Annotated in this window: 18 protein-coding genes; 7 read left to right on the top strand and 11 right to left on the bottom strand. The window is 73.2% G+C overall.

Annotated features, from left to right (window positions below):
- Window positions 1-565 precede the first annotated feature (565 nt).
- Together LCH29_RS02845 and dapE are read left to right on the top strand one after the other, a co-directional pair.
- Window positions 566-2002 (top strand): amino acid permease, encoded by a 1437-nt coding sequence (locus LCH29_RS02845; protein ID WP_446460066.1) that lies wholly within the window; start codon window positions 566-568, stop codon window positions 2000-2002.
- Complete coding sequence (dapE, locus tag LCH29_RS02850; RefSeq protein ID WP_446460067.1) at window positions 1999-3069, top strand: succinyl-diaminopimelate desuccinylase; 1071 nt, start codon at window positions 1999-2001, stop codon at window positions 3067-3069. The genes LCH29_RS02845 and dapE overlap by 4 nt, the downstream gene beginning before the upstream one ends.
- Here the strand turns inward: dapE and LCH29_RS02855 are convergent.
- Entirely contained in the window at window positions 3066-4880 is a 1815-nt protein-coding gene (locus LCH29_RS02855) for a PucR family transcriptional regulator (protein ID WP_446460068.1), read from the bottom strand. The genes dapE and LCH29_RS02855 overlap by 4 nt on opposite strands.
- Window positions 4881-4996: 116 nt before the next feature.
- Here LCH29_RS02855 and LCH29_RS02860 point away from each other — a divergent pair, with 116 nt between their 5' ends.
- From LCH29_RS02860 to LCH29_RS02870, 3 genes are read left to right on the top strand one after another with little or no spacing between them, the layout of a single operon-like run.
- Window positions 4997-5848 carry a chorismate synthase gene (locus LCH29_RS02860; protein WP_446460069.1) on the top strand — a complete coding sequence of 284 codons (852 nt, stop codon included), beginning with the start codon at window positions 4997-4999 and terminating at the stop codon, window positions 5846-5848.
- The gene (gene menC / locus LCH29_RS02865) at window positions 5845-6954 is read left to right on the top strand and encodes an o-succinylbenzoate synthase (RefSeq protein WP_446460070.1); all 1110 of its coding nucleotides are present in this window, start codon (window positions 5845-5847) and stop codon (window positions 6952-6954) included. Before LCH29_RS02860 ends, menC begins: the two co-directional genes overlap by 4 nt.
- 25 nt (window positions 6955-6979) lie before the next feature.
- Complete coding sequence (locus LCH29_RS02870; protein WP_446460071.1) at window positions 6980-7813, top strand: class I SAM-dependent methyltransferase; 834 nt, start codon at window positions 6980-6982, stop codon at window positions 7811-7813.
- 6 nt (window positions 7814-7819) lie between these two features.
- Here LCH29_RS02870 and glpK read toward each other — a convergent pair whose 3' ends face one another.
- Both glpK and LCH29_RS02880 read right to left on the bottom strand, forming a co-directional pair.
- Window positions 7820-9319 (bottom strand): glycerol kinase GlpK, encoded by a 1500-nt coding sequence (gene glpK, locus LCH29_RS02875; protein WP_446460072.1) that lies wholly within the window; start codon window positions 9317-9319, stop codon window positions 7820-7822.
- Between the two features lie 60 nt (window positions 9320-9379).
- Complete coding sequence (locus tag LCH29_RS02880) at window positions 9380-10147, bottom strand: IclR family transcriptional regulator (RefSeq protein WP_123107478.1); 768 nt, start codon at window positions 10145-10147, stop codon at window positions 9380-9382.
- Window positions 10148-10300: 153 nt separating this feature from the next.
- On the opposite strand from LCH29_RS02880, the gene LCH29_RS02885 reads away from it, so the two are divergent.
- Window positions 10301-10735, top strand: coding sequence for an ATP-binding protein (locus LCH29_RS02885; RefSeq protein ID WP_446460073.1), 435 nt, complete (start codon window positions 10301-10303; stop codon window positions 10733-10735).
- A 23-nt stretch (window positions 10736-10758) separates the two neighbouring features.
- Here the strand turns inward: LCH29_RS02885 and LCH29_RS02890 are convergent, their stop codons facing one another.
- The 4 genes from LCH29_RS02890 to LCH29_RS02905 all read right to left on the bottom strand — a co-directional run bounded on the left by LCH29_RS02890 (window position 10759) and on the right by LCH29_RS02905 (window position 14796).
- Window positions 10759-11877 (bottom strand): PP2C family protein-serine/threonine phosphatase, encoded by a 1119-nt coding sequence (locus LCH29_RS02890; protein WP_446460074.1) that lies wholly within the window; start codon window positions 11875-11877, stop codon window positions 10759-10761.
- 26 nt (window positions 11878-11903) lie between these two features.
- Window positions 11904-12116 carry a ferredoxin gene (locus LCH29_RS02895; RefSeq protein WP_123107480.1) on the bottom strand — a complete coding sequence of 71 codons (213 nt, stop codon included), beginning with the start codon at window positions 12114-12116 and terminating at the stop codon, window positions 11904-11906.
- Between the two features lie 5 nt (window positions 12117-12121).
- Window positions 12122-13354 (bottom strand): cytochrome P450, encoded by a 1233-nt coding sequence (locus LCH29_RS02900; RefSeq protein ID WP_446460075.1) that lies wholly within the window; start codon window positions 13352-13354, stop codon window positions 12122-12124.
- Between the two features lie 104 nt (window positions 13355-13458).
- The gene (locus LCH29_RS02905; RefSeq protein ID WP_446460076.1) at window positions 13459-14796 is read right to left on the bottom strand and encodes a gluconate:H+ symporter; all 1338 of its coding nucleotides are present in this window, start codon (window positions 14794-14796) and stop codon (window positions 13459-13461) included.
- A 189-nt stretch (window positions 14797-14985) separates the two neighbouring features.
- Between LCH29_RS02905 and LCH29_RS02910 the strand changes: the two genes are divergently transcribed.
- Window positions 14986-16116, top strand: a complete 1131-nt coding sequence (locus LCH29_RS02910) for a DUF5954 family protein (protein WP_446460077.1) — start codon at window positions 14986-14988, stop codon at window positions 16114-16116.
- A gap of 154 nt (window positions 16117-16270) precedes the next feature.
- Here LCH29_RS02910 and LCH29_RS02915 read toward each other — a convergent pair whose 3' ends face one another.
- The 4 genes from LCH29_RS02915 to LCH29_RS02930 form a co-directional block, all read right to left on the bottom strand.
- Window positions 16271-16645: a hypothetical protein gene (locus LCH29_RS02915; RefSeq protein WP_055552129.1), complete on the bottom strand. Its 375-nt coding sequence runs from the start codon at window positions 16643-16645 to the stop codon at window positions 16271-16273.
- Between the two features lie 62 nt (window positions 16646-16707).
- Window positions 16708-17103, bottom strand: a complete 396-nt coding sequence (locus LCH29_RS02920) for a roadblock/LC7 domain-containing protein (protein WP_446460283.1) — start codon at window positions 17101-17103, stop codon at window positions 16708-16710.
- A 133-nt stretch (window positions 17104-17236) separates the two neighbouring features.
- Window positions 17237-18007, bottom strand: coding sequence for a transcriptional regulator (locus LCH29_RS02925; RefSeq protein WP_446460078.1), 771 nt, complete (start codon window positions 18005-18007; stop codon window positions 17237-17239).
- The gene (locus LCH29_RS02930) at window positions 18007-18432 is read right to left on the bottom strand and encodes a hypothetical protein (RefSeq protein WP_446460079.1); all 426 of its coding nucleotides are present in this window, start codon (window positions 18430-18432) and stop codon (window positions 18007-18009) included. Before LCH29_RS02930 ends, LCH29_RS02925 begins: the two co-directional genes overlap by 1 nt.
- Window positions 18433-18718: the final 286 nt, after the last annotated feature.

Here is an 18718-nt window from a genome sequence, read left to right on the forward strand (position 1 = left end):
GGACCACCGGACCATCGGCCTTGAGCCATTCCGGCTCCACACTGAGCCGGGTCCCGAACACCCGCTCGCGGCCGATGACTGCCGCGAGGGCGAACACTCGGTGCGGCCCTCCAGCGGCCGACCCGAATCCGCGGCCACGGACGGCCGGACAGGCTTGTTCCGCCCCCCAACCGAACCGACGCCGCACACGCCGAGCAGGCAGTTTACCCAGCGTTAACAGCGGCCTCCGGCCTGGTGGACCGCTGACGGCCCCGGTCGGCGGCCGCGCGCCGCTGCGGACCGCCGCCCTCGCCCGCCCTCGTCCCTCGTACAACATGCCTGGTGGGGGCCCGTTCTCGCAGTGCTGCCCGCGGCTCGCCACAGCGCTTCGCGGCGGCCGGTGATCCTGTGTCCGGACTCACAGCGGCCCCGACCAGAGCGGATCATCTTCAGCCACGGCGTACCGCCGGGGCGTGCTTGGCCGATCGTGCAAACCGGCCCGGGTCATCTTGGCCGATGCGCGCATCCCCGCGCCGCCCCGCTGCCGGATCATCAGGGGCCATGCGGCAGCGGAAGGAGCGAATCGGTGCACGGTGAGAACAAGCTGACGAGACGCCGGAGCGTGGCGGGACTGGTCGCCGACGCGAGCGGCGGCCCGCTGCGGCGCACCATGGGGCTGAGCCAGCTCACGCTCCTCAGCGTGGGCGCCACCCTCGGCACCGGGATCTTCGTGGTGCTGGGCGAGGCGGTGCCCGAGGCCGGTCCGGCGGTGGTGGTGTCCTTCGTGCTCGCCGGGGTCACCGCGCTGTTCTCGGCGCTGTCGTACGCCGAGCTGGCGGGCATGATCCCGGGCGCCGGGTCCTCGTACAGCTACGCCTACGCCACCCTCGGCGAGCTGGTGGCCTGGGTCTGCGGCTGGTGTCTGATCCTGGAGTACGGCGTGTCGGTGGCCGCGGTCGCGGTCGGCTGGGGCCAGTACGTCAACGAACTGCTCCAGCTCACGATCGGCTGGACGCTGCCCGATACGCTCGCCGCCCCGCCGGGCGACGGCGGGGTGCTCAACGTGCCCGCCGCCGTGATCGTCCTCCTCGCGATGGTGGTGCTGCTGCGCGGGGCGCGTCAGAGCGCGGTCGCCAACGCCGTCATGGTGACCGTGAAGGTCGTCGTGCTGGTGATGTTCTGCGCGGTCGCCTTCACCGCCTTCCACGCCGGGAACTTCCGTCCGCTGTTCCCGCTCGGCACCGCCGGGATGACCGCGGGCGCCGCCTCGCTGTTCTTCTCGTACATCGGCTTCGACGCGGCGTCCACGGCCGGTGAGGAGGCGAAGAACCCGCAGCGCGATCTGCCGCGCGCCATCATCCTCTCGCTCGCCCTGGTGACCGCCCTGTACTGCGCGGTCGCGCTGGCGGCGGTGGGAGCGATGCCCTGGCAGCGGTTCGCGGGCACCGAGGCCACGCTGAGCCAGGTGCTGGTCAGGTCGGTCGGCGGCGGCAACCTGTGGCCCGTGCTGCTGTCCATCGGCGCGGTCATCGCCACCACGAGCGTCGTGCTGACCGTGCAGTACGGGCAGATCCGCATCCTCTTCGCGATGTCCCGCGACGGGCTCGTGCCCCCGCTCTTCTCCACGGTCCATCCCCGGACCGGGGTGCCGCGCGCGGGCACCGTCATCGTCACCGCCTTCGTCACGGTCCTCGCCGCGCTCGTTCCGCTCGGTGCCCTCGCGGATGCCACCAGCATCGGCACCCTCTTCGCCTTCGCCCTGGTCAACCTGGCGGTGCTGATCCTGCGGCGGCACAGCCCGGAGGCGCCCCGCGGCTTCCGGGTGCCCTTCGCGCCGGTGACGCCGCTGCTCGGCGTGGCCGCCTGTGTGTACGTCATGTACGGGCTCGGCGCCGACACCTGGATCGCGTTCGGCGCCTGGATGGCGGCCGGGCTCGCGGTCTACGGGCTCTACGGCATCCGCCACTCCGCGCTGGGCCGGACCGCCACCCCCGAGAAGACCGTTCAGGAGACCACGCCATGACCGCCCCCGTCATCGATCCGGCCGCCGATGTCGTCGCGCTCACCCGCGCCCTGGTCGACATCCCGTCCGAGAGCGGCGAGGAAGCCGCGCTCGCCGACGCCGTCGAGACCGCGCTGCGCGCCCTGCCGCATCTGACGGTCGAGCGGATCGGCGACTCCGTGGTGGCCCGCACCGGGCTGGGCCGCGACCGGCGCGTGATCCTCGCGGGCCATCTGGACACCGTCCCGGCCGCCGGGAACCTGCCCGCCCGCCTCGACCCGGAGCGGCTCCACGGGCTCGGCGCCTGCGACATGAAGGGCGGCGTCGCGGTGGCGCTGCGGCTCGCGGCCACGCTCACCGCCCCGGTCCATGACGTGAGCTACGTCTTCTACGCTTGTGAAGAGGTCTCCGGCGACCGCAACGGCCTCGCCCGGATCGCCGCCGAGCGCCCCGAACTGCTCCACGCCGACCTCGCGATCCTCATGGAACCCTCCGACGCCGGGGTCGAGGCGGGCTGCCAGGGCATGCTGATGGCCGACATCACCGTGCGCGGAACCCGCGCGCACACCGCCCGCGCCTGGCAGGGCGTCAACGCCGCCCATCGCGCCGCCGCCGTGCTCCAACGCCTGGACGATCACACCGCCGAGCGCGTCGTCATCGACGGCCTGGAATACCGCGAGGGGCTCAGCGCCGTCGCCGTGCGCGCGGGGGTGGCCGAGAACGTCGTTCCCGACAGCTGCGTGATCACGGTCAATCTGCGCTTCGCGCCCAGCCGTTCACCCGAGGAGGCTGAAGCGTACGTACGGGACCTCTTCCCCGCGTACGAGGTGGAGGTCACCGAGGCCACCCCCGGCGCCCTCCCCGGCCTCGACCGCCCCGCCGCCGCCTCGTTCGTGGCCGCGGTGGGCGCGGTGCCCCGCCCCAAACTGGGCTGGACCGACGTCGCCCGCTTCACCGCGCTCGGCACCCCGGCCCTCAACTACGGCCCGGGCGACCCGTCTCTGGCCCACACCCCGGGCGAGTACGTGCCCCTCGCCCAGCTGCGCGCATGCGAGACGCGGCTCGCGGACTGGCTCCAGCGAGCCTAGAGCCGCGCCAGCGTACGCAGCTGAAGCCACAGCACCAGCCGCTCGTCCGGGTCGTCCAGGTCGATGCCCAGCTGGGACCGCACCTGGCGGAGCCGGTAGCGGCAGGTGTTGGGGTGCACGGCGAGCAGCTTCGCCGCCCGGGCCATGTCGCAGCCCGCGTCCAGCCAGCACACCAGGGTGCGGGCGTAGTCCGTACCGTGGTCGGCGTCGTACGCCAGCACCTCCCGCCACGCCCCCGCGGCCAGCTCGCGCCGCTCGCCGAGGAGCCCGGTGAGCCGGAACAGCACGGCCCGGGCCCGCACCTCGTGCACGGCGGCGACCGGCTCGTCCGGCCCGAGCACCCGCAGCACCAGATCGGCGTCCTCCCGCGAGCCGGGTAGCTCCGCCGGGTCCGGCACCACCTCGCCGAGCCCGGCCCGCACCGGCACCCGCAGCGCCTGCCCGGCGCGCCGCACGATGTCCTCCGCGAGCCGCCGCTGCCGCTCCCCGGCGGCCCCGCCCCGCTCGCCGGTCACCGGCAGCAGCGCGTAGACCACCCCGTCGACCAGCACGCACGCCTGCCGCCCGTAGCGGGCCTCGCACTGGAGCCGTACGAGGTCCAGCAGCCGCAGCGCGGCCTGCTCGCCGTCCGGCGCGGACGCCGTCGGATGTAGGGGGCGTCCGCACAGTCCCGCCGGGCCCGCGACGCCTGGCACGCTCCCCCAGCTACCGCTGGGAGGTGCCCCCTCTCGCTGCGTTGTCGGGCCCGTCCAAGTAGGCCCGCCCCCGGACTCCGTCCGGGAGGTGCCCCCATGAGGGCGACCCTCCGCCTTGCGATCGCACGCGCCCCCGGCTACCGCTGGGAGGTGCCCCCTGACGCCGCTGGCTGGTCCAACGCGACTTTGCGGGACACCCCCTAGCGCGAACGCGACCACCCGCAGCGGGGTGCCCGGTGTGAGGCCCAGGCGCTGGGCGGCGGTGGCGGGGTCGGCGGTGCCGTCCAGCAGCCGTCGCAGCAGATCACCGGTCAGATGCCGGGACAGCTCGGCCGCCGCCCGTGCCCGCAGCAGGAGCAGCGCGGCGGTGGAGGCGCCCTGGGCGAGCTGGGTCTCGGCGTCGGGGGCGAGCGTTCCGTCGTCCACGACCCACAGGGAGCCGAGGGTCTCGCCGCCCGCCCGGACGGCGACGGCCAGCCGCGGCAGCTCGCCCTCGCCGAGGGCGGCGAGCCGGACCGGGCCCGGGGCGGCGAACAGCACCCGGTACTGCTCGGTGTTCTCCGGGCTGTCCGGCACCTGACGGCCGAGGATGCCCTGCCGCCTGGCCTCGTCGACCGGCTGCCCGGGCACGGTGGAGTACGCGAGGACGCTCTGCCGCGGATCCTCGATGACGGTCGCCCCGCCCACCGCCGCGGCCACCGCGCCCGCCAGCGAGAACAGATCCCCGAGCGCGGCCCCGTCGCCCGCCGGGGACGGCCGCGCGCCGAGGCCTTGCGCGAGCAGCAGATGGACGTGGTGCCAGGCGGCGTCCTCGTCCACGGCGAGCAGGGCCGTACCGCACTCCTCCGCCTCGGCGACCGGCCCGGCCGCGCCGCGCACCACGACCCCGGCCATACCGGCGGCGGCCGCCTCCCGCACCAGCGGCCCGGCGTCCTCCGCCCGCACCCCGACGGCCAGCAGCAGCGCGCCGGGCGCCCGGGACGGCAGCGGCGCGTGGGCGTCGTACAGCAGCACCTCGGTGACGGGCGCGGTGAGACCGGCCGGGGTGGCGGTGAGCGGGCGGAGGGTGGGTTCGCCGAGAACGGCGAGGAGGTCCCCGAGGGTGCGGGCGTCCATGGGTGCGGGTGTCCGGGCCTTTCTTCGCGGCCATTGGCCGATCGTCACAGGACCCTAGGATGTCTTTGTGTGCCTGGACAAGAGGGGCCGGGGTGCGGCCCGGGAGACTCGGTGCCATGACACCAGCAGTGACGAGGGACGCCGGTGCGCTCGCGTCCGCCGCCGCCCACACCGCCGGGGTCGGCGTCCGCACCGTGGACGATGTGACCGGCATCCGGGCGGTGGCCGACTTCCTCGCCGATGTGTGGCAGCTGCCGCACACCAATCCGCCCTATCCCAGCGAGGTGCTCCACAGCCTCGTGCACGCGGGCGGCGCGGTGCACGCCGCGTACGGCACCGGGCCGGGTGGCGAGCGGCTCGCGGGGGCGGCGGTCGCGGTCTTCGGGCCGCCCGCCGACCGATGCGCGTACTCGTTCGTGGCGGCGGCCACCGCCTCCGACCGCGGGGTCGGCTACGCGCTGAAGCAGGCCCAGCGGGTCTGGGCGCTGGAGCGCGGCGCCCGCACCATGCGCTGGACGTTCGACCCGCTGGTGGGCCGCAACGCCCGTTTCAACCTGGTCAAGCTGGGCGCCGTCGGGTCCGAGTACCTGGTCGACCTGTACGGGCCGATGAACGACGGGGTGAACGACGGCGACGAGAGCGACCGGCTCACCGCCGCCTGGGACCTCGACCCCGGGGCCGCGCACACCACGGATCCGGCCGAGGAGGCCCGGGCGCACGCCACAGCGGTCCGCCGCGCCCCGGACGGCGGCCCGCTCGCCGTACGGGACGACCGGCGGCTGTGGTGCCGGATCCCCGAGGACATCGTCGCGCTGCGCGCCGCCGACCCCGCTCTGGCGCTGCGCTGGCGGCACGCCGTGCGGGAGGTGTTCACCGACGCGTACGCCGAGGGGCTGCGCGCGACGTCGATGTCCCGCGACGGCTGGTACCTGCTCACTCCGAACACCGCCGAGGAGTCGCGCTCATGAGGCTCGAACGCGTCGAACTGCTCCATGTCGCCCTGCCGCTCGTCACCCCCTTCCGCACCTCCTTCGGGACGATGACGGCCAAGGACACCTTCCTGCTGCGCGTCGTCACCGACGAGGCCGAGGGCTGGTCCGAGTTCGCCGCCGACCCGGAGCCGCTGTACTGCTCCGAATTCGTCGCCGGTGCCGAGACCGTGATCCGGGACTTCCTGCTGCCCCGCGTCGCCGCCCTCCCCGAGCCGACGACGGCGGCCCTCGCCCCCGCCATGGCCGCCGTGAAGGGGCACGAACTCGCCAAGGCCGCCCTGGAGACGGCCCTGCTGGACGCCGAACTCCGCGCCTACGGCATGCCGATCGCCACCTTCCTCGGCGCGGTCCGCGACCGGGTGCCCGCGGGTGTCTCCGTCGGCATCAAGGACTCCCTCCCCGAGCTTCTCGACGACGTCGAGAGGTACCTGGACGAGGGGTACGTCCGCATCAAGCTCAAGATCGAGCCGGGCTGGGACGTGGAGCCGGTACGCGCCGTACGGAACCGGTTCGGCGACGCGCTGCCGCTCCAGGTCGACGCCAACACCGCGTACACCCTCGCCGACGCGCCCCACCTGCGGAAACTGGATGCCTTCGATCTATTGCTCATCGAGGAACCGCTGGCGGAGAACAACCTCCACGCCCACGCCCAGCTCCAGCGGCGGCTCACCACCCCGGTCTGTCTGGACGAGTCCATCCACACCGCGAGCGACGCCGCCTCCGCGATCGCCATGGACGCCTGCCGGGCCATCAACGTCAAACCCGCCCGGGTCGGCGGCTATACGGAGGCCCGCCGCATCCATGACCTCGCCACCGCCCACGGCGTCCCGGTGTGGTGCGGCGGCATGCTGGAGACCGGCATCGGCCGCGCCCCCAACCTGGCCCTCGCCGCCCTCCCCGGATTCACCCTCCCCGGCGACACCTCGGCCTCCAAGCGGTACTTCGCCGAGGACATCACCGAGCCGTTCGTCCTGGAGGACGGCCATCTGCCGGTGCCCACCGCGCCCGGCATCGGCATCGCCCCGCTGCCGGACGCGCTCGCCCGTTTCACCACGGCCACCCGGGTGCTCTACAGCCGGTGACCGGGCGTCTGCCATGATCGATGGCATGGACGGCGCGGACGGCGGGGCGGGCAGGCCCGACGAGGACCAGGGCTATCTGCTGGACAACCGGCAGACCGAGGCGGGCATCCGGTTCGGCGCCCTGGCCGAGCTGTTCGACCCGAGCACCTTCCGCCACGTCGACCGGCTCGGCATCGGCCCGGGCATGCGCTGCTGGGAGGTCGGGGCCGGCGGCCCGTCCGTCCCCGAGGGGCTGGCGGAACGGGTCGGGCCCACCGGGCAGGTGATCGCCACCGACATCGACGTGTCCTGGACGCGCACCACGGCCACCGGGCCGGACCGGGTGATCGAGGTGATGCGCCACGACGTGGCCGCCGACCCGCCGCCGCCCGGCCCCTTCGACCTGGTGCACGCCCGCCTCGTCCTGGTGCACGTCCCCGACCGGGCGGAGGCCCTGCGCCGGATGATCCAGGCGCTGCGGCCCGGCGGCTGGCTGTTGCTGGAGGACGCCGATCCGGGGCTCCAGCCGCTGCTGTGCCCGGACGAGTCCGGCCCCGAACAGCGCCTCGCCAACCGGCTGCGGTCCGGCTTCCGCGAGCTGATGGCGCAGCGCGGCGCGGACCTGAGTTACGGGCGCACCCTGCCCCGGCTGCTGCGCGAGGCCGGTCTGGACGACGTGTGCGCCGACGCGTACTTCCCCGTGGCCTCCCCGGCCTGCACGGTCCTGGAGGCCGCCACCGTGCGGCAGATCCGCGCCCGGCTGGTGGCCGCGGGCCTCGCCACCGACGAGGAGATCGACCAGCACCTCGCGAACGTGGCCACCGGACGCCTCGACCTGGCCACCGCCCCCATGATCTCCGCCTGGGCGCGCCGCCCCTGACCACTCTCATCTGAGCCAGCCGAAGGACAGCTCCACCGCCCGCTGCCAGTTCTCGTACTCCGCCTGCCGCCGCCCCGGATCCATCGTGGGCAGCCACTGCCCGGCCCGGTGCCAGTTGCGGCGCAGCCCCTCCAGGTCCGGCCAGTAGCCGACGGCCAGCCCCGCGGCGTACGCGGCGCCCAGCGACACCGTCTCCGAGACCATCGGCCGCACCACCGGCACGTCGAGCACATCGGCCAGGAACTGCATCAGCAGATTGTTGGCCGTCATCCCGCCGTCGACCTTCAGCGCCTTCAGCGGCTCGGGCGAGTCGGCGTTCATGGCGTCGACGACCTCGCGGGTCTGCCAGCCCGTGGCCTCCAGCACCGCGCGGGCGAGATGGCCCTTGGTGATGTACGAGGTGAGGCCGACGATGACGCCGCGCGCGTCGCTGCGCCAGTGCGGCGCGAACAGGCCCGAGAAGGCGGGCACGATGTAGCAGCCGCCGTTGTCCTCGACGCTGCGGGCCAGGGTCTCGATCTCGGGCGCGCTGTGGATCAGACCCAGCCGGTCGCGGAACCACTGCACCAGCGAACCGGTGACGGCGATCGGCCCCTCCAGGGCGTAGACGGGCGGCTCGTCGCCGACCTTGTAGCCCACGGTGGTCAGCAGCCCGTGCCGGGAGCGGACGAGGCTGGTGCCGGTGTTGAGCAGCAGGAAGCTGCCGGTGCCGTAGGTGCACTTGGCCTCGCCGGGCGCGAAGCACGTCTGCCCGAACAGCGCCGCCTGCTGGTCGCCGAGGGCGGCGCCGATCCGCACGCCCGGCAGCACCGCCTGCGCCACGCCGTAGCCCTCGGCGGAGGGGCGGATCTCGGGCAGCATCGCCCGCGGCACCCCGAAGTACGCCAGCAGCTCGTCGTCCCAGGTGAGGGTGCGGATGTTCATGAGCATGGTGCGGCTGGCGTTGGTGGCGTCGGTGATGTGCAGCCCCCCGGCAGGACCGCCCGTGAGGTTCCAGATCAGCCAGCTCTCCATCGTCCCGAACAGCACCTCGCCGCGCTCCGCGCGCTCGTGCAACCCCTCGACGTGGTCGAACAGCCAGCGGATGCGCGGCGCGGAGAAGTAGGTGGCGGGGGAGAGGCCGCAGCGGTCGAGGAAGAAGTCGTCACCGGTGCTGCGCCGCAGCTCCTGCACCAGCGCGTCGGTGCGGGTGTCCTGCCAGATGATCGCGTTGCCCACGGGATGGCCCGTACGGCGGTCCCACACCACCGTGGTCTCGCGCTGATTGGCGATGCCGATCGCCGCGATCTGCTCGGGGCCCGCCTCCGCGTCGCGCAGCGCCCGGGGCACCACGCGCCGCAGATTGGACCAGATCTCGGCGGGGTCGTGCTCCACCCAGCCGGGCTTGGTGTAGTGCTGCCGGTGTTCCCGCTGGGCGACGGACGCCAGCCGCCCCTGGTGGTCGAAGAGGATGCACCGGGTGGACATGGTGCCCTGGTCGATGGACATCACATAGCGTTCAACCATGGCCTTTGCCTGCCTTCGGGCGGGTACGAGCAGGTCAGCGGGTACGGGCGGGACATGGGGTCACCAGCGGGCCGCGCCGAGGTCCCGGGAGATGGCCCGTGCGGCGTCCCGGGTCAGCCCGACCAGTGACGTCTGGGGACGGCCCTTGCCGTCGCAGATGCGCTCCACGGTGCCGGACACCCCGACGGCGCCCACGACCAGGCCGCCCTGGCCGCGTATCGGTGCCGCGATGTCCGCCTCACCCATGACGGTTTCCTGGACCGCGGACGCCCATCCGGCCTCCCGGATCTCGCCCAGCGCCTGGTTCAGCGCCTGCGGGGAGGCCAGCGTGTGCCGCGTGTAGGTCTCCGGCTCCGCCTCCAGGACCGGTTCCACCGGCGTCGCCCCGAACGCCAGCAGGACCTTGCCCAGGGCGCTGGCGTGCAGCGGCAGCAGCGAGCCGACGTCCAGGGTCTGGAAGGTGTCGTCGGGCCGGAAGACGTGGTGGACGATGAGCACCTTGCCCTCCAGCGGCACCCCGATGCGGACCGCCTCCCCGCTGCGGGCGGCGAGGGCGTCGGCCCAGTTGAGGGAGCGGGACCGCAGCTCGTTGATGTCGAGGTAGCTGGTCCCCAGGTGCAGCAGCGCCGCGCCGAGCTGGTACTTCCCGGTGGCCCGGTCCTGTTCGACGAAGTCGACGCTCTGGAGGGTGCGCAGAATGCCGTGGGTGGTGCCCTTCGCCAGGCCCAGTGAGGCGGCCACCTCGCCCAGTCCGAGCCGACCTGAGCCCTGGGCGAGCAGCCGCAGGATCGCCGCCGCACGCTCGATGGACTGCACCGGGCCGGCCATGTCGTGATCGTAGCTCTTCGGGCATGTGTTCACCCCCGCACGGGAACGTTCGGTAATGCCGACCAGGATTCGTTGACCCCGCCGGTCGTCGCCCATAGCGTCCGTATCAGGACATGAGGAGCACGACCGGCGGACCATCCGGAAGGAGGAGATATGGCGGACCAGCTGACCATCCCGTGGACCGGCGGCACCTACGTCGATCATCACTTTCCGGTGCCGCATCTCCACGAGGCCGTCGCCACCGTGCGGCGGCGGGCGCACGCGCTGCTGGCCGACTGGGGGCTGGCCGCCGACACCCTGGAGGACGCGCTGCTGGTGGTCTCGGAACTGATCACCAACGCGGTTCTGCACGCCCTGCCCCCGGCCGTTCTGCGGCTGCGCTGGAGCGAGACCGAGGAATGCGGCACCCTGCACATCGCGGTCACCGACGGCGGACCGGCGCCCCGGGAACCGGGTTCGGCGGAGGAGACCGAGCCCGATGAGCACGGGCGCGGGCTCGGCATCGTCACCGCGCTCTCGGCCCGCCACGGCACCCACCCGGGCCATGGGGGAGTCGTCACCCGCTGGGCGGAGATGCCCGTCGGCTGACCGCTGCGCGGCCACGGCCCGGTTCACTGGCGCTCGTGCGGGGAGATGGCGAGGACGGCGACGTCGTCGTGGAGCGCCCGGGCGTGGGCCGGGAGATCCGTGTTGAGGAACTCGATGACGTCGATGGGCTCCGGCGCCGGCGCCCCGGCGAACCGGTCGCGCAGCCGGTCCAGGAGCGGGTAGAAGGCCCCCGTCACGTCGCGGGCCTCGATCAGCCCGTCGGTGCACAGCAGCAGCACGTCGCCGCGCAGGAAGCGGTGGTGCACGGGCACCGGACTCTCGTCGGCCAGCGAGCCCAGGCCCAGCGGCAGGGACGGCGGCCCGCTCAGCGTCGTCACCTCACCCCGGGAGATCAGGACGGGTTCGATGTGCCCGTGATTGATCACCGTCACCCGGTGCGCGAGCGGGTCGTACTCGATCAGCGCGGCGGTGACGAACAGCTCGTCGTCCGGGATCTCCGCGGCCTCCCGCGCCATCCGGCTCTCCAGCCGGGCACAGACCTGACCCAGGCCCCCGGGTTCGTACGCGGCCTGGCGGAAGCCGCCGAGCACATCGGCGACCGTACGGACCGCCTGGAGCCCCTTCCCCCGGACGTCGCCGATGATGGCCCGCTCCCCGGTCCGGGTGGCGCGGATGTCGAAGAGATCACCGCCGATCATGGTCCCGGCCTCCGCGGGGCGGTACAGCCCGGCCGTCAGCACATGGCCGACCTCGTGCGGCAGCGGCCTCAGCAGGGTGCGCATCAGGGCCTCGGTCACCGAGGCCGCGTGCACCAGCTGCTTCTCCTGGCGCTTGCGGTGGGCGGCCAGCGCGGTGCCGAGGGCGCCGACCAGGGCCGTGGAGAGGTACGAGGCGACGTAGTGGCGGTCCCAGAGATAGCCGACGCTGCGGCCCGCGCAGCACGGGGTCCCGGCCAGTACGCCCTCGAAGGTCACGGTGAACAGCGTGACGGCGGCGACCCCGGCCGGGCCGAGCGTGAACGCGGCCACCACCGGCAGGGCGATGAGCAGGAAACTCACCGGCCACTGCACGGGCGTCACCGGCTCGATCGCCAGGATCGCCGCCACGTACAGGACCGGCAGCCAGCGCAGCCAGACCGGCGGCGCGGGCACACCCTGGAGGGTGTCCCGGGCCTCCGCCACCACGCTCCTGGGCGCCTGGGAGCGCACTAGCCCTCGTCCGGTCCGTCGCACACGAGGCGGATGACGCCGTTCGGGCAGAGCCGCGCGGCCAGCCGGGCCTTCTCGTGCAGTGCGGGCGGAGGGCGGTCGTCCAGGACGATCACCATGCCGTCGTCCTCGGACTGGTCGAACAGCTCCGGTGCGCGCAGGGTGCACTGACCGGCGCCCCGGCACCGGTCGCGGTCCACCTCCACGCGCATCACGCTCACCCTTCCCAGGTGACGGGCAGCCGGTGGACCCCGTAGACGAGCATGTCGTCGCGCAGCGGCACCTCCTCGGGCGGCACCGCCAGCCGCAGGGTGGGAAACCGCCGGAGCAGCGCCGGGTAACCGGTCCGCATCTCCATCCGGGCCAGATGCTGGCCCAGGCACTGGTGGACGCCGTGGCCGAAGGCGATGTGCTCGGTGGCGTCGCGGGTGACGTCCAGCTCGTCGGGGGCCGGGAACCGGGCGGGATCCCGGTTGGCCGCGGCGATCGAGGCGACCACGGTCTCCCCGGCCCGCACCCGCACCCCGGCGATCTCCACGTCCTCCCGGGCGACCCGGACCGTGCCGAACTGGACGATGGTCAGATAGCGCAGCAGCTCCTCGACCGCGTCATCGGCCCGCTCGGGCCGCTCGCGCACCAGCCGAGCCTGTTCGGGGTGGCACAGCAGCGCGAAGGTGCCCAGGGCCAGCATGTTCGCCGTCGTCTCATGGCCCGCTATGAGCAGCAGCAGCCCCACGCCCGTCAGCTCCGCGTCGGAGAACGCCGGGTCCGCCTCGTCCGCGCCCTTCGCGTCCTGGACCAGCCGCGACAGCAGCGCCTCGTCCGGGCGGCGCCGCTTGGCCGCCACCAGGTCCCGCATGTAGTCCCACACCGCGTCCCGGGCCGCGAAGATCTTCTCCTCGTCCTCGTCGATCCGGAACAGGGTGGCCGACCACGCCTGGAAATCGGCCCGGTCGGCGTACGGCACCCCCAGCAGCTCGCAGATCACCAGGGACGGAATGGGCTGGGCGAACGCCCGCACCAGATCGGCGGGCGGTCCGGCGCGCTCCATCGCGTCCAGGTGCTCCGTGACGATCCCCTCGATGCGCGGCAGCAGCTCCCGCGTCCGCCGCACCGTGAACCACCGGGAGAGGAGCCGCCGGTATCGGGTGTGCTCGGGAGGGTCCATGCCGATGAACGAACCGAGGCGCCGCGGATCGTCCTCCCGGACGGGGAACGCCCGGACCGGCGACGACGCCCGGATGCGGTCCGAGCTGAACCGGTCGTCCGCGAGCAGCTCGCGCACGTCCTCGTAGCCGGTGAGCAGCCAGCCTGCCTTTCCGTCCGGAAAGGCCAGCCGGGCGGCCCGTCCCCGCTCCCGGAGCGCCCCGTACGCTCCGGGCGGGTCGAACGGGCAGCCGCGATCGCGGGGCAAGGAGACCGGGGACGGCCCGGATGAGGTGACGGACACGGATGCGCTCCCTTCCACCAGGCACGCACACAGGCATTCACATTCGAGCGTAATCCGTACAAAGCGGGCTGACCCGATGTGGCCTGCGGTACCCGCGGGAGCCGCTACAGGCCGAGGGCGTCCAGGCTCGCCTCGACCGCCAGCACGCCGCCGAGGCCGAGCACCGCGAGCGCCGTGGTGTACGTGGTGCGCGCCTTGATGGCATCGATGACGGAGAGGTTGAAGTACTCCTTGAACATCCAGAAGCCCGGGTCGTTGACGTGCGAGAAGGCGATGGAGCCGCAGGACACCGCGAGCACCATGAGTTCGGGGTGGACCCCGCTGCCGGCGATCAGCGGCTGCACCACCCCGGCGGCCGTGACGACGGCGACCGTGGCCGAGCCGAGCGCCACCCGGAGGATGACCGCGATGAGCCACGCCAGGAAGATCGGGGAGACCGGCCAGCCGTCGGTGAGGTTCTTGATGTAGTCGGATATCCCGCCCTCCACCAGGACGCCCTTGAAGGCGCCGCCCGCCCCGATCACCAGCAGGATCATCGCCATCGCCTGGGCCGCCGAGTTGCACGACGTGCTGACCTCCGCGAGCCCCCGCCCGATCCGCGGGCCGAACGCCCACAGGGCCAGCAGCAGGGTGAGCAGCAGGGCGATCGGTGCCGAGCCGATGAAGGTGACGAAGGGCAGGGCCGCGTCGGAGTCGGGCACGGCCATGTCGTACACCGCCGCCCCGGCGATCAGGACCACCGGGAAGAGGGCCACCGACAGCGACCAGGCCATCCCGGGCATCTCCTCGTCGCTGAAGGTGCGCTCGGTGACCAGGCCCTGGGGGATCTCGGGGTTCATCCGCCGGACGAACGGGAGCCGCGGCCACACCAGGGCGATCAGCGCGCCGAACGGCACGGCGAAGAAGAGGCCGTAGAACAGGGTCAGTCCGACCGACGCGTCGAACGACGCGGCCACCGCGGTGGGTCCGGGGTGCGGCGGCAGGAAGCTGTGCATGGTCGACAGGGTGATGGACATCGGCAGCCCGACCCACAGCAGGTTCGCCCGGGTGACGCGGACGATGGTGAACGCGATGGGCACGATGATGACGAAGGCCACCTCGTAGAACATCGTCACGCCGATCAGCATCGCGGTCACCACCATGGCCACCTGCACCCAGCGCAGCCCGAAGGTGTCGACCAGCTTGCCCGCGATCCGCTGGGCGGCGCCGCAGTCGCCCATGACCCGGCCGACCATGGCGCCGAGACCGATGACGATCATCGTGTCGCCGATCTGGTCCCCGATGCCGCCCGCGAGGACGTCCGGGATCTTCTCCAGCGACACCCCCTGCACCAGAGCGACGCCGACCGCCACCAGGAGCAGGGCGATGAAGCCGTTGAGCTTCAGCTTCGTCATGAGGAACAGCAGGCTCAGAACGCTGATCCCGACGATGACAAGAGGCATGCGACCCCCGGCTCCACATATGTGTACTCGGTCTATGTATGGAGATGGAGGCTAGGTTGGCGCCGGACGGCGGGTCAATAAGCGTGCGTGACCTTGTTGTTGAGGGCGCCGCAAGGGCTCTTCCCACGGACGGATGGACTTTCGGCCGATGTGTCGCGCAAGCGGCTTGTATGTGCTCATGCTGACCCCATGACGGAAGAGGGCGAGAACGTCCCCGCCTATCGGACGGTCCGGGTGGCCGCGCCGGAGGCGCCGGTGGCGGCGGTGGCGGATGTGGAGGCATGGCGGTCGCGGGAGGTGTATCCGGAGATCCTCTCGGCCGGCGGGCCGGTGTTCGGGGTTGTGCGGGAGCGTGAACAGGGCGGCTGGGAGCTGGTGTCGCCGTTCTCGGGGCTGGCGCCGCAGGACGCCCGCGAAGGCATGGGCTGTCAGTTCCGCAGGATGGCGCAGGAGGCGGAGGCCGCCGGTGACCGGGCGGGCCTCGAGGAGTGCATGGCGGCCGCGGAGCGGATGGACTGGGAGGTCATCGACGAGATGACGGTCCAGGGCAGCCGGTTCCGGGTGGTCCGGGCCGAGCGCTTCCTCCGCTCCGGCCCGCTGGGGCCCGAGCCGCCGCGGATCACCGACCTCGATCCGGCGCCCCCGGGGGAGGCCCACAGGGCGCCCGACCCCACCTCGGGGTTCGTCATCGATCCGGTGACCGCCACCGGTGTGTCCGACGGCATCCTGAAGCTCGAACTGCTGTCGATGCTGCCCAGGCGCGGCAGCGTCCCCCAGGAGGTGCGCGACGACTGCCTGCGGGCGGCGGACACCCACCCGGGAGGTGTGCTGCTGCCGCCGACGTTCATGACGGTGGAGCGGGCCGCCGGGGAGTGGCGGTCCGACTGCACGGGGACGTCGACCACGCCCCAGGGCGCCCGGGACACCCTGGCGCTGGAGATGCGCGTCCTCATCCCGTGGAAGCTCGGCCTCGAACCCGCCGAGCGCGCCCCGTACATGGCCGCGGCCGACCGGCTGGACGCCGAGCGGGGCGATGAACTGGTGGTGCAGGGGAGGCTGTTCAGGATCGTGCGCGTCGAGCGCCTGGTACGGATCGGGCCGGACGGCCCCGAGGGGCCCCGGCCCTCCGACTGGGATCCGCAGCCGCCGGTGAAGCTGCACGACCAGCAGCTCCGCGAACAGGGCCTGCTCATCGACGACGCCGAGGACGACGAGGGTGCCGAGGACGACGAGCTCGAACTCGACGCGCACACCCGGAAGTTGGCCGAGCTGTTCACCGAGGAGGAGGCCCGGCGCAAGGCGCGCCACGAGGGGCGCTGAGCGCGGCGGCCGTCAGGCGGCGAGGGCATCGGCCACCGCGGAGACGGCGCCCGCGGCCACCCCGTAACCGGGGTGGCGAGCAGCGGCCAGGATCTCGGTGCGGGGCGACAGGGCTGCCGCCGTCTGCCTGTCGCCCCGCGGCCGCTGCGGAGGATCAGACCTCCAAGTCGGTCTCGATCCGGCGCAACTGGTGGCGGGCCATCGCCAGGTTGGCCCGGTTCTTGTCCAGCGCCAGATAGAGGAACAGCCCCTGGCTGTTCCGGCCCTTCAGCAGCCGGATCAGGTGGTACTGGGTGCCGAGGGTGATCAGTATGTCCTCGATGGAGTCCTTGAGGCCGAGCTGCTCCATGGTGCGCACCTTGGCGCGCACCACATCGGTGTTGCCAGCGGCCGCCACCGTCAGGTCGAGTTCCTTGCCCCCGCCCAGGGTGCCCAGGGCCATGCCGCTGGAGTAGTCGACCAGCGCGACGCCGAGGGTGCCCTCGATGGACGTCATCGCCTCTTTGAGCGCGGTCTGGGTGTTCGCCATGATCTGGCAGTTCCTTTCGATGGATGGTGTGTCCGGGTGGTGTGCCCGGGGGATGGATGGTTTCAGCTCTGCTCGGCCTTGCCGAGCGCGTCGTCCACCAACTCGGCGACGCGGGCGCCCGACCGGCGGGCTTCCATATGGAGACGGCCCACGTTGGTGCGCCCTCCGGCCAGCACGGTCAGCACGGCCGCGGGGCCCGCGGCGTACGTGGCGACGTAGCCCTCCTCGCCGCGGACCAGCAGTTCGCGGAAGGCGCCCCGGCCCGTGGCGTCGGCCAGCGACTGCGTCACCCCGAGGGCGGCGGCGGTCAGCGCGGCGACGCCCTCGGGCTCGATGGAGGCCGTGTCGTGGGCCAGCACGAGACCGTCGCTGGTGGCGACCAGGGCGCCGGTCACATGAACGACGCGGGCCCGCAATCGGCGCAACTCGTCCAGGACTTCGGGTTCGGCGGCCAACAGCTCTCTCCTCTCCGCACGCTGTCGCGGGTCGGGCGCGTGCCGGCGCGGATCCGTGCGCTGCCGCGGGTCCGTGCGCTGCCGCAACGCGCGTCTCACGACGGGATGCCCGAGGCGGCGGGGGCGGTCGGGGGAATCACAGGTGTGCCTCCAAGGCGTCACGGAGCCGACGCAGCAAGGGGGCGTCGGGTTCGGCGAAGTCGACCGCGGCCGGACCGGGTGCCGGGGCCGGCGGCAGGGGGTCGCGGGGTGATCGGGGCGTCTCGACGTAACCGGCGGCCGCCAGCCGCCGCACGTCGAGCACGGTGTGGAAGGCGGGGCGGCCCAGCGCCCGGGCGATCCCCGCGGGGGTGCGCGTTCCGTCCGCGAGCGTCAGCACCGCGCGCTGGCGGCGGGAGACCGGCGGGAGGTGTCCGTCCGGGCGGCGCAGTACCACGGGCTCGGTGTCCACCCGCGGATACGGCCACAGGCCGTCGAGCAGCTTGCCGCGCCGCCGGATCTCCCGCTCGACGTCGGCCGCGCCCACCGGCCGCACCGGGCCGAGCCAGTGCGCCGCGCCCCGCTGGAAGCCGCGCGGTCCGCTGCCCGGCCCGAGCGCGAACCAGGCCGCGTCGAACAGCGCGCCCAGGTGGCAGATCTCCAGCTCCGCGCCGGTCAGCCGCCCGCTGTCCACGAGGAACCGGCCGACCCGCCCGGCGGTGGCGGTGCGGTCGAACGCCTCCCGCCAGCTGTCGGCGGTCAGCCGCCCGCCGGTGGTGAGCAGCACGTCCAGGCCCGGGGACAGCGGGCTCTCCGCGTGCACGACCTGCCCGTCCGCGAGATAGACGGTGCCCGCGTCGCACAGCAGCGCGCCGCTGGCCCGCTCGGCGGCCAGCTCGGTGAGACGGGGTGCGGGGCCGGGTCTCATCAGAGCGCCAGCCGCTGCGACAGATCGCGCAGCCGCATCCGGGCGAGCGCCAGGTTCCCCTCGCGGCGGTCGAGCCACAGGTAGAAGAAGACACCGCTGTCGAAGGCGGTGTCGACGAAGCGCAGCAGGTGGTAGCAGGTGCGGGTGGTGACGATGACGTCCTCCACCGGAGCCTCCCCGGGCGCCGAGCCGTCGCTCTCCCCGGCATCGTGGCCGTCACCGCGCGGTTCGAGCGCCGCGAACGCGGACTGCTCGGCGGCCATGCGCGCCAATTCGGCCGTCTCCGCCGCGGTGGCCTCGGGGTCGCCGTCGCGTGTCTCGCCGACCATGCCGAGCGCGAGCCCGCTGGTCCACTCGATCACGGCGGCGCCGCGCGCGCCGTTCACCGTCATGGCGTCGAGCAGGCATTCGTCGATTCCGGGCATGCGGTCTCCCCTCCTGCGGTGCCCGCGGCGCACCCGGAGGCTCGCCAGTGACGGAGAGGTTACGCACGGTTCAGCGGATGGGGGTGAAATCTGTCGTTGGGCCGAAACCGCGGACGCCGTGTAGTACGCTCCGCGGCCCTTCGGGGCCTCCGTGGCCCCACCGCCCCCGTCGGCACCGCGGCGGGGGAGTGGCCGGTGCGGTGCCCTCCGCCGGGCGCACCCGCTCGGACCAGCCCGTTCGCGCCGTGCCGCGGTCGTCCGTACGCAAGAGCCCGGCGCCTATGGG

Source organism: Streptomyces sp. BRA346 (assembly GCF_052851135.1).